Below are 14,034 nucleotides of genomic sequence, written 5' to 3'. Positions count from 1 at the left end.
TTTTAGTGCGGGGTGGTGACTTATGGACAATAAGGAACGAAACGGACATGATATAATAGACGAAGATTTATATGAAGAATTTGATGATGAAGAGCTGTATGAGCTTGTTGAAGAGGAACGAAAGAAAGCGTTAGCCAGAGCTCGGCTTGAGGAGAATCCCAAACCAAAGCGCCCATTCCCTAAATGGGCTTTCTGGCTCATCGCCTTTGCTATGTTTTTTAATGTTTTTGCATTAATTCCCCAAACATTTTCTATTCCTGCCATTGATTTTTTAATAACATCAGCAAAGCTATCAACACAGGATGACATAAAGGAATTCAAAAAAGCAGTGGTTGTCGTTGAGACAGAAGATGGAAGAGGAACTGGGTTTGCTATTAATGAAAACGGAACTATTCTAACGAATCATCATGTCATAGAAGGTGAAGAAACAGTTACAGTAGCATTCCCTGATCATGGATTATTTTCTGCAGATGTAGTTGAAGTATATCCTTCGATCGATTTAGCTGTACTAAAGTCAGATGCTGAAGACTTGCCGTATTTACCGTTAGCGGAAGAAACAACTTTTGAGCCGAATGAAGCCATTAATTTTATTGGTAATCCTTTGCAGTTTAGCGGCATAGCTAATGAAGGGTCTATTATTGGTTATACCGGACTTTCCAGCTGGGAAGAGGAAGTATTAATGATAAAAGCACCTGTTTATCGTGGCAACAGTGGCAGCCCGATTATAAATAATAATGGCGAAGTAATAGGTGTTATATTTGCAACATTAAATCATAATGAATATGGAAAAGTAGGGTTATTTGTACCAATTGATTATTATTATAAGTACCAATAAACACCTGTGTTTAATTAGAACCTCCTATTGTTTCAGAAAGCGGCGAATGGGGTATTTATAGAGTAAAACGTCATGAGGAGGCGAGTTACTTGTTATACCTTACATCTAAATTAAAAACGTACAATATCAATGCAATTGACGGTGAAATGGGAAAGATAAAAGATTTATACTTTGATGATAAAAAATGGGCTATACGCTATGCGATAGTTGATACAAGAAAGTGGCTGCCAGGCAGACGAGTATTACTGTCCCCCACCTCATTCGTCACTCTGAATGAAAATGATGAAAACCTGGAAGTGAAATTTACCAAAGAAGCGATACGTAATAGTCCTTCCATACCGGAAGAGAAAGCTATCTCAAAAGATATTGAAAATTCGCTGGTAGGCTATTACGGCTGGAGCAGATATTGGATGGGTAATATGCTCTGGGGACCAGAAGATCGCCCCTTAACCCATTTTGGAAGTGATACGGGAGGGGAAGATCCGCTCCTGTACGATCAGCAATTGGAAACACAGCAAGAATATGACTTGCGAAGTGAAGAAGAAACAATTGACTTCAAAGTACATGCTGATGACGGGAAAATCGGCAAAGTAGCTGATATGATTTATGATTCAGAATACTGGAAGATACGCTATATAATTGTGCAATATAGTGAAAGTATAGTTGAAGAAGAATATATTATATACACCCCAGATGATATTGAATCAGTTGATTGGTATGAAAAAGATATTTATGTGACTGACTTAATGGAAGCAGTTAAGCACAGGAAATTATACAAAACAAAAGAAGAAGTTATTGCTAGTCTATGACGGGTTTCGGGCTAAATGCAGGGACCTCTAGTATCTTTATGCTAGAGGACTTTCGTGTTAGTAAAAAGTGTAAACCTGGTAATATTACACAATGGAGAAAGGGAGTAACTATTACTTAAACAAATTGTAACTGATTTGAGATAGAAACGATTACCGCGGTGCGTTAAGATTAAGCAGACTAAGAAAATAAATGATTTATAATATAACTTATAAAGATGGTGAATGCATCGTGATATATATAAAAAATCTTAAATGTGATAATAAAGAAACTAAATACTTACTAACTACACCCAAAAATGATAAAAATAAATCGTATTCTATAATGGCTGGGGGTGCTTCAGGTTGCTGATGATTAAGCCGTTAAAAGACACCCCTCTTGAAGAGATGGTAACCGCGGCGCAGCAGGGTGACCATCATACTCAAAATTATCTACTAAAAACATATCAGCCCTTTATTGCAAAGTGTGTTTCTGAGGTATGCAAACGCTATATTGATCCTAAAAGGGACGATGAATTCAGTATTGGCTTATTTGCATTTAATGAAGCAATTCTTGCTTATTCTGCCGAAAGAGGAAGCTCTTTCTTATCGTTCGCTAAACTTGTCATAAAAAGAAAAGTAATCGATTATATCCGTTATACCCAAAAAAGGCCCACGCCTGTATCCCTGGATGAAAGTTATAATGCAGAACAAATGGAGAATCCGCTGGAAATTGCTGCTGTAAAGGAAAAGTACCAGCAGGAACAGGACGCCTGGAATCGTAAAGAAGAAATTATGGATTTCAAAGAGAAACTTAAAGAATATAAGTTGACCTTAGTAGAGCTGACTGAAGCCTCACCAAAACACAAGGATGCCCGTGATTCTGCTGTACGTACTGCAAGGATCTTGTTTGAGGATCCGAAATTAAAGGAATTTGTTCAACAAAAGAAAAAACTTCCAATTCGTGATTTATTGAAGCTTGTGGATGTCAGCAAGAAAACGCTGGAACGCAATCGAAAGTTTATTTTAGCACTATTTATCGTATTCAGTGAGGAATATATTTACCTTAACGATTACCTTAAGGAGGTGGGTCAGTGAAAAAAGGAATAATCATGGAGCAGGGTCGTCAATATAGTATTATTCTGACGCCAGACGGTGCGTTTAAAAAAGTCAAACCTATCAGGAACGCTTCCGTGGGTGCAGAGGTCTCTTATGTACCACTAGAAACAAATAAAGGCGCATTATTTTATTATCCCTGGAAGAAGATGAATGTACCTGTTCGAGTGATCTCTATGGCATGTATTTTGTTCATCCTATTTCTACCTTTTTATTTAACATGGGGGAACAGTAGCACATATGCCTATGTGAATATTGATATTAACCCGAGTGTTGAACTGGAAATTGATGATAAATTAATCGTCCAGTCTATTCGTTCATTAAATGAGGATGCGACCCTCATCATCAGTCAATTAAAAAATATAAAACAAGAAAAACTAGAAGTGGTTATTGAAATGATTATGAATAAAAGCGAAGAAACTGGGTTAATAAATTATGATAAAAATATGTTGATTGGAGTCAGCTATGTTACAGATAAAAGAGAAAAAGACTCTATAATTGAAAACCTCGAGGATTATTTTCTCATGAAAGAATCGGATTGGGGAATTGCAACATTTACTGTGCCACTAAACGTTAGAAAGACAGCAGAAGAAAGTAATAAATCAATGAATGAAGTTATGGCCGAGGCAATTAACGGGAACAACAACTCTGTGCATGAAGTTGAGGAAAACAATTCAGTGAATGATGATGAGAAAGCAATTATTAATTCTTTTTATAATACTGAAAATAAAAATCATCCTGAAAATGAATTGCAACTGGAAGAAAAGCCACAGAATGAGGTTAATTATGACACAGAAACTGCTCCGGTTAAAAATAAGGGTTCTTTGCCAAAAAGTGATAAAAAAAATAGTGAGATACAAGATGATTATAAGAAACATCCGAGCGAATTGAAGGGTGAAAATGGAAAAGTAAACTCCAATCCCAAAAGTACCCAGAAATCCAACAACAATAAACATAATCAAAAAAAAACCCCCACCGACAGTAAAGTGGATCAGAAATCAAAAGGTAATTACAAAGGAAAAGACGTTAAAAATAATAAAGATAATAAGAACAACAAGAATAATGGAAAAGGAAAAGATTCCCGAAACAATAATAATGGAAACAAAGGCCAAAACTAAAACTGCAGTAATATACAAGAGGCTGTCCCGACCGTAAAGGTTTAGGGACAGCCTCTTTTTATATTTCCATTGCAAGTGATGGTTGGTATTTCATTGCGTGATCCAAATAGTAAAGAAGGTTGTCGTGGGAAGTCATTATTTTTGTTTGATCTAATGAATAGTTGTAAGCGTGTAAAAAAAGCTGGATTTTTTTTGATAACATATCATCGTTTGTTCTTACCATTAAAACGAGCAAATCATCCCATTGTCCCCAAAGTGTAAAATACAATGCTTTATCATAATCCGGAATATCCATGTCTCCCCTCCTTAGATGTAAAGGGTTGTTTATAGCATTCCCGTTATTTATATATATTGTCTGAGACAAAAATGGTGCAATTACCATAAAAAGGTTTAACTTACTAAAGCATAATAAAATTAATCTGATACATACTAAAATCAAAATAATAAAGGAGGAATCACTCAATGAAAATAATGAAATTAAAATTAATAAGTGTACTATTGTTACTGGTTACAGCGCTGGGAGCATGTGCAAATGTAGATGACAATAACCAAGAAGGAGCAACTGGCAGGAACAATGTTGAACCGACACGGTTTAATAATACTGGAGAAGGTATGAATAATAATCGGGATTACAACATGAGAAGAACTTCAGAAAGAGAGCAAGAGCGTGGTCAGAACATGAATCAGAGAAATGATCAGTATCATGTTGCAGAAGAGGCTGCAGACAGAATTACGGATGAAGTAGATGAAGTTGAACGTGCATATGTACTTACAACAAATAATAATGCTTATGTTGCCGCTGGATTAGACATTGACCGTAATGCTCGAAACGACCGTAGCGATACTGACAACAATGCAGGCAGAAATACTCAGAATAACACTGGAAACATGGGCAATATTAACAACCAGAATAATAATGAAAGATTTGACGATGAGCTTAGTGATGAAGTAAAGGACGAGATAGCAGATATCGTAAAATCTGTCGATGAAGATATTGATAATGTATTTGTATCAACAAACCCGGATTTTTTCGATTTAACAAATAACTATGCAGATGATGTAAACAGAGGACAACCAGTGGAAGGCTTCTTTGATCAAATCGGTAATATGATCGAACGTATTTTTCCTCAAAACAGATAATATAAATATATGATGTAACGCCGAGTGACTCAGTTAGCCTGAGCACTCTTTTTTTGTAAAAAATAAGTAACAAATAAGTTCTACTTACATATAATTCACATTAAACATAGTGTTATACTATGAATAAATCAAATAAATGGAGTGATCATATGGGACGAGAATTTATTGATATATTTGAAGACTGGGCAAAAACCTATGATGAGAGCGTGGGAGGTAATAACCTAGAATATCGAGAGGTTTTTGAAAATTATGAGAGTATATTAAATGCTGTTGCAGAAAATTCCAATGGTGTCGTACTGGAGTTTGGAGTAGGAACTGGTAATTTGTCAACGAAACTGCTACAAGCTGGTCATCAAGTGGTCGGCATCGAACCATCTAAATCCATGCGGGATGTTGCTTCAAAAAAACTTCCAAATTTAAAGTTACTGGAAGGTGATTTTCTTTCTTTTCCTGAATTGCCACACCAAGTCGATACCATAACAAGTACCTATGCTTTTCATCATTTAACTGATGTTGAAAAAGAAACCGCTATCCAGCGTTATTTTGATATACTTCCAATAGGTGGGAAAATTGTCTTTGGTGATACCATGTTTAAGTCGGAGGAGGTAAAGGAAGCATTTATTCAGAATGCTAAAGATAAGGGGTATAATAATTTAGCTGAAGACTTGGCAAGAGAATATTATCCAACGATTGAATTTTTGCGAAATATTTTCATAAAATTCAATTTTGATGTAAGATTTAAACAAATGAATGATTTTGTTTGGCTTGTTACAGCAATCAAAAGTGTAAGTGCCAAAACTAACTAATAGTATAAAAAGGGAGTGGTCAGTAATGACAAAAAAAATGAACGTTGAAAGTTTTAATCTGGATCATACGAAGGTAAAAGCTCCATATGTTCGCTTGGTTGGGGTAACTGAAGGCATAAATGGAGATAAAGTTTATAAGTATGATGTAAGATTTAAACAACCAAACAAAGAGCATATGGAAATGGCAGGACTTCATTCTATAGAACATTTAATGGCTGAGAATATACGTAATCATATGGATAACGTACTGGATATTGGACCAATGGGCTGCCAGACCGGTTTTTACTTGGCAATCTTAAATAATGATAATTTTGAAGAGATTCTGGATACTTTGGAAAAAACATTGCATGACGTTCTAAAGGCTGAGGAGGTTCCGGCATGCAATGAAGTCCAATGTGGCTGGGCAGCAAACCATAGCCTAGAGGGTGCCAAAGTTATCGCCCGTGACATGCTAGACAAAAAAGATGGCTGGCGTGAAGTTTTTTAAAAACAGTATTCGAAAATGTATTCATCATAGAATACAGATGACTTTAGTGAATTTTTCATCAGCAGTATAATATATGGGGATATGCTACATAGGCTGTCCCTTTTTCATGTTCTAAGAAACTATAAATTTTTTGCCTGTGGATAGCAAACTAAGCTATCTAGCCAAGTCCAGCTACAACGGACAAATGTTTTCGGTAGGACGAGCAGTGGCAGTCCCAGGACGACCTAGTGCCGATGAAGCCACAGGACAACGAAAGCATCTGTGAGATACATCTTACCATTCAAAGTGCTTTTCTTTTTCAAGGACTTGGGCGTTTTCATCGGCCAGTTCCCATCACATAGTGCCCATTTCGGCCTCTTCTTAATCTAACTTAACATAAACCAATTCGAAATGGCGAAAGTCTAAGTGAATCTTATACTCTGGAGTGAATCTCCAGTGGGCATTGGAAGATCGACTAACTACGCCGCTTCTGAGCGGCAACGTCGACCCACCCGCGATGAGCGGGCGCAGTCCGTACGTCCCTACCGGTCGCCCCACGCTTTTGTTTTTGAAATGGAATATGCTTGAACTTTTAACATCTTTGGTTTTTGATCGAATTTGACCCACCTCATATCCTGAGTGCTTTACAGCCTGTCCAAAAATGTTCTCAGTACTGCTGGAGGGTGACTGCACAGATCCCCATACTGTCCCATCTCAATTGGAGTATGCTAAAATAAATAGTAAATCAAACTATTGGAGGAATTGGCCATGAGTGAAAAAGCCTTAGCTTACTTAAAAGAAAATCGTGAAGCTTTACTGAAAAGATTAAACAGCTTCTTGTCTATTCCAAGTGTAAGTACAGACAGTGCACACAAAAATGATGTGCAGGAGGCTGCTGATTTTATAGTTACATATTTAAATGATATTGGGTTCGAGAAAGTAGAGAAACAAGAAACGGGTGGCCATCCACTTGTATATGCAGAATATAATGGGGCAGGATCAGAGGCGCAAACAGTACTATTATATGGTCATTATGATGTGCAGCCTGTGGACCCTATTGAATTATGGGATAGTAACCCATTTGAACCGGAATTAAGAGACGGACGCATTTACGCCCGTGGCTCCAGTGATGATAAAGGGCAGGTGTTCATGCATCTGGCTGTATTTGAAGCATATATGAAGACGGAAGGTAAACTTCCCCTAAATGTAAAGATATGTATTGAAGGAGAAGAGGAAATTGGCAGTGAAAATCTTTATACTATCCTTCGTGATAAAAAGGAATTATTTGCTGCTGATTTTGCTGTGATTTCTGATTCAGGAATGGTTGCTAAAAATCAACCGACTATTCTTTATGGTTTAAAAGGGTTTACGGGTATAGAAATCACGGTTCAGGGCCCGGATCATGATTTGCATTCTGGTATGTATGGAGGTGCAATTAGAAACCCTATCATGGCTTTAAACCATATATTGTCGTCCATGAAAAACGAAGAGGAAGTCATTACTGTCGACGGCTTCTATGATGATGTAGAACCCTTAACAGACGGAGAGAGAAAGTTAATTGCGGAAGTTCAAGGAGAAGATTATTCGCAAGCAACCGGCGTAACAGATACGGCCTCTGAAAAAGGATATACACCAAAAGAGCATACGATGGCTCGTCCTACATTTGAAATTAATGGGATATATGGTGGCTATCAAGGGGAAGGAACGAAGACGATTATTCCATCTTCTGCTACCGCTAAGATTACATGCAGATTGGTTCCGGGGCAGGATCCTGATCAGATCCAGCAATTATTGAAGCAGCATGTAATAAAAGCAGCTCCATCTGGTGTGACGGTCGAAGTAAAGAAAGAAAAACTATCAGCTAAAGCTTATAAAGTAGAGCCAAATCATCCGTTAATACAAAAAGCAGCAAGCAGCTATACAAAGGCATTTGGTAAGGAAACGGTTTATGTAAGAATGGGTGGTTCTATTCCAGTTGTTGAATGGATTGAAGCTATTTATAACATGCCAATTGTGCTCCTTGGCTTCGGTACACCAGATGACCGCTTACATTCTCCTAATGAGAGCTTTCCATTAGATAGCTTTGATAAGGGGATGGAAACATTGGTTTATTATTGGAATAAAGTGAACGAGAGATAAATACCATTATGAATTAGCAGGAGTAAGGATTAGTAAATGTACATTCATTTAAGGGAGGGTTACTATGAAATATGCAGTTGTAACGGGTGTTTCACGAGGATTGGGAGAATCGGTCGCTAAAATACTACTGGATCAGGGTACACATGTCATTGGTGTTTCGAGAAGTAGTTCTGAAACACTAATTAAGTCTGCCGAGAAAAATAATGTTACGTTTCAGCAGTACAGTTGCGATTTAGGTGACCTAAAGGCAATCGAGGATACATTCACTAACATAATTAATGACTTATCTTCTCAAGATCTTTCTACCTTGTTTTTAGTGAATAACGCCGCGGTAATAGATCCAGTTGACCAGGCAATGAATATTAAGAGTGAAGATTTAGCCTATCATATACAAGTAAATACAATTGCTCCGATCGTCTTAATGAATATGTTCTTAAAGAAATCAACGGAAAAGCAAGTTCCGTTTATTGGTGTAACCATTACTTCAGGTGCCGCCGAGAGACCTGTGTACGGTTGGAGTGCATATTGTAGTTCAAAAGCCAGTATTAACATGTACACGAAAACGGTTGCGCTGGAACAGGCAGAATTAAACACAGGAAATAAAGTGATTGCTTTTAGCCCAGGTATTATGGATACGGATATGCAGAACAAAATTCGATCCAGCTCACCAAAAGAGTTTGCAGATGTAGATACATTTAGAAAATATAAGAAAAACAACTTGTTAAAAGGTACGGATGACGTGGGTGGAATTCTTGTAGACATTCTAACTGATGAGACAAGTCTTGAAAGCGGAAAAATTTATAACGTAAAAGATTATTATTAATTTGTACACAGAGAGAATTTTAAAACGCCCTTCCCGATTAAAGTTATCTGCATAAAGTATAGTATTCTGCTTGATGGGGAGGGAATTTGATGAGTAAAGGTGCGGTGGCAGGAGTTGGACACGGTTCCGGGTTTGCGCTCCTGGTCGTGTTATTTATTTTGCTAATCATTATCGGTACTGCATATACAGGTGCTGGATATTATTAAAATAAGCATGGAAAATGCAGAGGGTTTATCCTCTGCATTTTACTATTTTAAGAAATGAAAGTATAAAATTTTGGCAGCAATTAATTCTTACACTTAAACAGCCACGTCCGGCTTCGACGGACAAGACGTCCTAGTGCCGATGAAGCCACAGGACGTGGCGTTTTTATCGGCCAGCGCCCAGGGACTAGCGAGACTTCCGTTACCTCCGTAATCTAACTCAACATCGATTCGCTACGGATAAGGAAGGCCGACTAAAAGCGGGCTTTGCCCCAACGTCGGCATACCCCTATGAAGGGGCATGTTTCCTTTTAGATGAACTCGACTTATCGCCAGGAATGGCGAAAGTCTAAGTGAATCTTATACTTTGGAGTGAATCTCCTGCGGCAATGGAAGATCGACTAACTACGCCGCTTTGCGCGGCAACGTCGACCCACCCGCGATGCGCGGACGCAGTCCGTACGTCCCTACGGACGCTTGCGCCTTTGTTCAATAGCTATATACGCTGATGATCATTTTTATTAATTTTATTTTTCAAAAGCTTGTTCAAGATGAGAATGAAAATTATAAGACAAACAAGAAGCAGGCTGGAACTGCTGTATAAACCTTCAATAAAATAAGCTTGCCATAGAAATAATACAATAACGCCAAAGATCCCAACCTGTACTAAAAAGCCGATCAAACTAATCATTCTGGCTTTAAAAACTTCTTGTTCATCCGTCCAATTTAATTTAGGGTTTAAGAAATCCAAGTAAGTTCCCAGACTACTTGTAAACCAGCTTGCTATCAGGACAAGTACAAGCCATATCAGTATCGTACTAAATGAAATCTTCAACAGAAAACCAAAAATAGCAATAAACAGTACAATTGTGAATAAATTGATTGTCCATGCAGCAGCAATTTTACTGAAAAAGACTTGCTTTGGATCTAAAGGGAGAAATAAATTAGTATGCCAGCTTTTACCTTCACGGGAAATGGAAGTAATGGCAGTTGCATTTGATCCTAAAATAATAATTGCTGCCAAAAAAAGAATAAGAAAACTTTCTTTCTCAGAAAACATATCCATCAATCCTGTTAGAGAATTTGAATCCATCATAAGGATAATTAAAATAAAAACTGGTCCAAATAAACTCTGAATGACGCACTGCATTAAAAAGGTTGGTGTACGAAAAATGAATCGTAACTCTTTTAACATGTAAGAGAACCAGACAGGACGGTTGGTAATGTGTTTATTTACTTTTTTTCCAGTAACCTTTCTCTTACTGCCAGCGTTTATACCCAATACACCTTTCAAATAAACCAATTGTCCTAACCAGATAAATAGGAAAAATACTCCTGCGCTGATACCAATGAGAGCAAGGAAGAAAAGGAAGCCTCCAATTCCAGCTGTCTCAGTTAGCGCTTTTGTGCTGAAATATGCTGGCGGATATATAGATGTAGCCATCTGGAGCAAACCATCTTTTTCCTGTATCAGTCTTGCAATATTGCTCATTATGGCGTCTGAGTCCATGTTCATGCGAACAAAAACATTTATCAGGATAATAAACACCAATGTAGATATTCCTGCGATAACTTTAGAACGTTCCTTGTTTTTAGCGATGTTTACAAACCGCATTCCAAACATCAACAAGATTGCAGCAAGACTGAAAGGTATGATTGGCAGTAAGATGAACACAATTAATCCGAAAAGGTAATATAGCAGAGAAGCTTCACTTACACTTCCGTAATAATAAAAGATTGGCAGAAAAATGGCGCTGGTCATAAGATATAAGTATAAAAAAGGACTAGCGGATTTACCTAGTAAAACCTGATATGGCTGAAAAGGGAATGGAATAAATGATTCAATATCCTCTGCAAAATAAAATGCGCTTAGTACAGTAAAGAAACTGATAAAAAATAAGAATACATGAATACACAAAAACAATAAGCCTAATATTAACGACTCCTGTCCCATAGGTTGAAGTGCATCGTAAAGAGTTCCAATAACATTCTTTATAAAGCCGATGTATAAAGCAAGGATAGGTATTAAAAATAGGAAAAGAATGACAAACAACCACAGCTGAGAACTGGTCTTACCTGCTTTTGAATACTGCATTTTCAACATTGTTTTAATGAGGGTAAGTGTTTTATTCATCGTTCGTCAACTCCAGGAATACTTGCTCCAATGATTTATCAGAATGGTAGTACTCCCGCATTTCCTGCAATGTTCCATAAAAGAGAAGTTTTCCTTTATTAATGATAGCCACTTCGTCACATAATTGTTCCACTACTTCCAGGCCATGACTGGAGAAAAATACAGTATTGCCTTTATTTGCGTGTTCCCGCATCATTTCCTTCAACATATATGCTGATTTGGGATCAAGTCCTGTTAATGGTTCATCCAGTATCCATATATCCGGATCATGAATCAAGACACCAGTAACAATAACTTTTTGACGCATACCATGAGAGTAGGTCTGAATATAATCTTCCAATGCATTATAAATATCAAATTGTTTGGTTAAAATCTCAATTCTTTCTTGCCGAACTTCTTTCGAAACATCGAATATATCGGCTATAAAGTTTAAATATTCGATTCCTTTTAAACGCAGAAACATGTCAGGCTGGTCAGGTACATATCCAAAGATCTTTTTAGCTTTGAGTGGATTCTTTTCTATATCAAATCCATTAAGTACAATGCTTCCACCATCAAGGGGTAAGATACCTGTCATCATTTTGATAGTGGTGGATTTACCTGCACCGTTCGGTCCGAGAAATCCAACTATTTTTCCATCCGGAATTGTCAGGTTTAGTGCGTCAATTGCTTTGTTATTTCCTGGAAAGTTTTTACTGACATTATTAATTTCAATCATGAATTTCCCTCATCTCTATTTGCTTTTATGAATATTATAGTTTGTGGTACACTTTATATTGGGATTTATTTATGTTTTTTTATTACTGTAAGTTTAACATACAAGAAATGTACTGAATGGAAGAAAGGAAGAAAATAGATGATTACCAGAAAAAGTAAGCGTGAAGTAGAACAAATGCAAGCAGCTGGAGATTTGCTGGTCAAATGTCATAAAGAGATAGCTAAGATGATTAAACCAGGTATTACGACAATGGAAATCGATACATTTGTTGAAGCGTTTTTAGAAAAGCATGGTGCAACTCCAGAACAAAAGGGATACAGTGGTTATCCTTACGCTATCTGTGCATCAATAAATGATGAAATCTGTCACGGTTTTCCACGAGAAGAAAAATTGAAAGATGGAGATATGGTAACCATTGATATGGTCGTTAATTTAAATGGTGGTCTGGCTGATTCAGCATGGACGTATGCCGTAGGAACGATGGATGAAAAAGGAAAACGTCTCATGGAAGTAACGAAATCTTCTCTTTATAAAGGGATTGAGCAAGCGCAGGTTGGAAACCGAATCGGTGATATTGGTCATGCGATTCAACAGTACGCAGAAGGAGAAGGTTTCTCTGTCGTACGTGATTTTACTGGCCATGGCATCGGACCGACTATTCATGAAGAACCACATATTCCGCATTTCGGCTTGCCTAATAAGGGGCTGCGCTTAAAAGAGGGTATGGTTGTTACCATTGAACCTATGATTAATGAAGGCAGCTGGAAAAGCAAGATGGACGATAATAATTGGACAGCGCGAACGATTGATAAAGGTCGCTCTGCCCAATATGAACATACGATTGTTATTACTAGAGATGGCCCGTTACTGATTACCGATCAGGATAGAGATTAAAATCCTTAGCGAAGAGGAGTTGCTGTAATGCGTGTCGTATCGATTTGTCCCAGTAATACGGAAGTCATGGAATATTTAGGAAAGATCGATCTGCTAGTTGGCATTGATGATTTCTCTGACTGGCCTGAGTCTGTATTGCAATTACCTAAGATGGGGCCAGATCTATCTATTGATATGGAAAAAGTTGCGGCATTACAACCGGATCTTGTGCTTGCTTCATTAAGTGTTCCAGGAATGGAAAAGAATATAGACGCTTTGGATGAGAAGAAGCTCCCATACATCATACTAGACCCGAATTCACTAGAAGAGATTGCCGGGGATATAAAAAAGGTAGCAGTTGCTTTAGGAGATGAAGCTCTAGGAGAGAAGAGAGCTAATGATTTTTTAACCGAAGTTGAAAGCTATCGTAAAAAGGCTTCTAATCTGCAAGATAAACCTACATTGTACTGGGAATGGTGGCCAAAACCTGTTTTTACTCCTGGTTCCGTTAATTGGTTGACGGAAATTAGCACACTTGCAGGTGCAGAGAATATCTTCGCAACAGAAGAAACAGCAAGTGTACAAACAGACTGGGAAGATGTTAAACAACGCGATCCAGATCATATATGTATGGTATGGGTTGGTATAAAAGAAGAGAAAATGAATCCGAAACTAGTAATAAAAAGGCCTGGCTGGGATCAGATGAAGGCCATTCAAAGTGGAAACATACATGTGTTAGAAGAATCCCTCTTTTGCAGACCATCACCAAGGTTGCTAGAGGGTTTGCGTAAATTGGTTGAGACGATTCGGTGACACCTTGTTTATCGGCTGCTTAACGAACAATATCGAGCTATTCTGCATGCAAAAGGGGCTGTCCA

15 protein-coding genes are annotated in these 14,034 nt (G+C 37.6%); 12 read left to right on the top strand and 3 right to left on the bottom strand.

The window, feature by feature from the left end; translation table 11 throughout:
- The first annotated feature begins 22 nt into the window (after positions 1 to 22).
- The 4 genes from QGM71_RS09500 to QGM71_RS09485 all read left to right on the top strand — a co-directional run bounded on the left by QGM71_RS09500 (position 23) and on the right by QGM71_RS09485 (position 3,854).
- On the top strand, positions 23 to 835 hold the full coding sequence (locus tag QGM71_RS09500; RefSeq protein ID WP_327607304.1) for a S1C family serine protease: 813 nt from the start codon (positions 23 to 25) through the stop codon (positions 833 to 835).
- Positions 836 to 924: 89 nt separating this feature from the next.
- Complete coding sequence (locus tag QGM71_RS09495) at positions 925 to 1,644, top strand: PRC-barrel domain-containing protein (protein ID WP_327607303.1); 720 nt, start codon at positions 925 to 927, stop codon at positions 1,642 to 1,644.
- Positions 1,645 to 1,992: 348 nt separating this feature from the next.
- Positions 1,993 to 2,718, top strand: a complete 726-nt coding sequence (sigI, locus tag QGM71_RS09490) for an RNA polymerase sigma factor SigI (protein ID WP_327607405.1) — start codon at positions 1,993 to 1,995, stop codon at positions 2,716 to 2,718.
- Entirely contained in the window at positions 2,715 to 3,854 is a 1,140-nt protein-coding gene (locus tag QGM71_RS09485) for an anti-sigma factor domain-containing protein (protein WP_327607302.1), read from the top strand. The genes sigI and QGM71_RS09485 overlap by 4 nt, the downstream gene beginning before the upstream one ends.
- Before the next feature lie 58 nt (positions 3,855 to 3,912).
- On the opposite strand, the gene QGM71_RS09480 is transcribed toward QGM71_RS09485, so the two are convergent.
- Positions 3,913 to 4,149: a YhdB family protein gene (locus QGM71_RS09480; protein WP_327607301.1), complete on the bottom strand. Its 237-nt coding sequence runs from the start codon at positions 4,147 to 4,149 to the stop codon at positions 3,913 to 3,915.
- A 167-nt stretch (positions 4,150 to 4,316) separates the two neighbouring features.
- On the opposite strand from QGM71_RS09480, the gene QGM71_RS09475 reads away from it, so the two are divergent.
- The 6 genes from QGM71_RS09475 (at position 4,317) to QGM71_RS09450 (ending at position 9,434) form a co-directional block, all read left to right on the top strand.
- Positions 4,317 to 4,994, top strand: a complete 678-nt coding sequence (locus QGM71_RS09475) for a YhcN/YlaJ family sporulation lipoprotein (protein ID WP_327607300.1) — start codon at positions 4,317 to 4,319, stop codon at positions 4,992 to 4,994.
- 149 nt (positions 4,995 to 5,143) lie between these two features.
- Complete coding sequence (locus QGM71_RS09470; protein WP_327607299.1) at positions 5,144 to 5,800, top strand: class I SAM-dependent DNA methyltransferase; 657 nt, start codon at positions 5,144 to 5,146, stop codon at positions 5,798 to 5,800.
- A gap of 25 nt (positions 5,801 to 5,825) precedes the next feature.
- On the top strand, positions 5,826 to 6,287 hold the full coding sequence (locus QGM71_RS09465; RefSeq protein WP_327607298.1) for an S-ribosylhomocysteine lyase: 462 nt from the start codon (positions 5,826 to 5,828) through the stop codon (positions 6,285 to 6,287).
- Between the two features lie 747 nt (positions 6,288 to 7,034).
- Entirely contained in the window at positions 7,035 to 8,405 is a 1,371-nt protein-coding gene (locus QGM71_RS09460) for a dipeptidase (protein ID WP_327607297.1), read from the top strand.
- A gap of 64 nt (positions 8,406 to 8,469) precedes the next feature.
- Positions 8,470 to 9,228, top strand: a complete 759-nt coding sequence (locus tag QGM71_RS09455; protein ID WP_327607296.1) for a (S)-benzoin forming benzil reductase — start codon at positions 8,470 to 8,472, stop codon at positions 9,226 to 9,228.
- An 89-nt stretch (positions 9,229 to 9,317) separates the two neighbouring features.
- Positions 9,318 to 9,434 carry a YjcZ family sporulation protein gene (locus QGM71_RS09450; protein WP_327607295.1) on the top strand — a complete coding sequence of 39 codons (117 nt, stop codon included), beginning with the start codon at positions 9,318 to 9,320 and terminating at the stop codon, positions 9,432 to 9,434.
- Between the two features lie 493 nt (positions 9,435 to 9,927).
- On the opposite strand, the gene QGM71_RS09445 is transcribed toward QGM71_RS09450, so the two are convergent.
- Positions 9,928 to 11,565 (bottom strand): putative ABC transporter permease subunit, encoded by a 1,638-nt coding sequence (locus tag QGM71_RS09445; protein ID WP_327607294.1) that lies wholly within the window; start codon positions 11,563 to 11,565, stop codon positions 9,928 to 9,930.
- On the bottom strand, positions 11,558 to 12,283 hold the full coding sequence (locus QGM71_RS09440) for an ABC transporter ATP-binding protein (protein WP_327607293.1): 726 nt from the start codon (positions 12,281 to 12,283) through the stop codon (positions 11,558 to 11,560). The genes QGM71_RS09445 and QGM71_RS09440 overlap by 8 nt, the downstream gene beginning before the upstream one ends.
- A gap of 138 nt (positions 12,284 to 12,421) precedes the next feature.
- Here QGM71_RS09440 and map point away from each other — a divergent pair, with 138 nt between their 5' ends.
- Both map and QGM71_RS09430 read left to right on the top strand, forming a co-directional pair.
- Entirely contained in the window at positions 12,422 to 13,177 is a 756-nt protein-coding gene (gene map / locus QGM71_RS09435; protein WP_327607292.1) for a type I methionyl aminopeptidase, read from the top strand.
- A gap of 27 nt (positions 13,178 to 13,204) precedes the next feature.
- Positions 13,205 to 13,969, top strand: a complete 765-nt coding sequence (locus QGM71_RS09430; protein WP_327607291.1) for a cobalamin-binding protein — start codon at positions 13,205 to 13,207, stop codon at positions 13,967 to 13,969.
- Positions 13,970 to 14,034 lie beyond the last annotated feature (65 nt).

The organism is Virgibacillus tibetensis, assembly GCF_036026595.1.
Lineage (GTDB): Bacteria > Bacillota > Bacilli > Bacillales > Amphibacillaceae > Virgibacillus_P > Virgibacillus_P tibetensis.
This window is presented reverse-complemented; position numbering and strand designations above follow the sequence as displayed.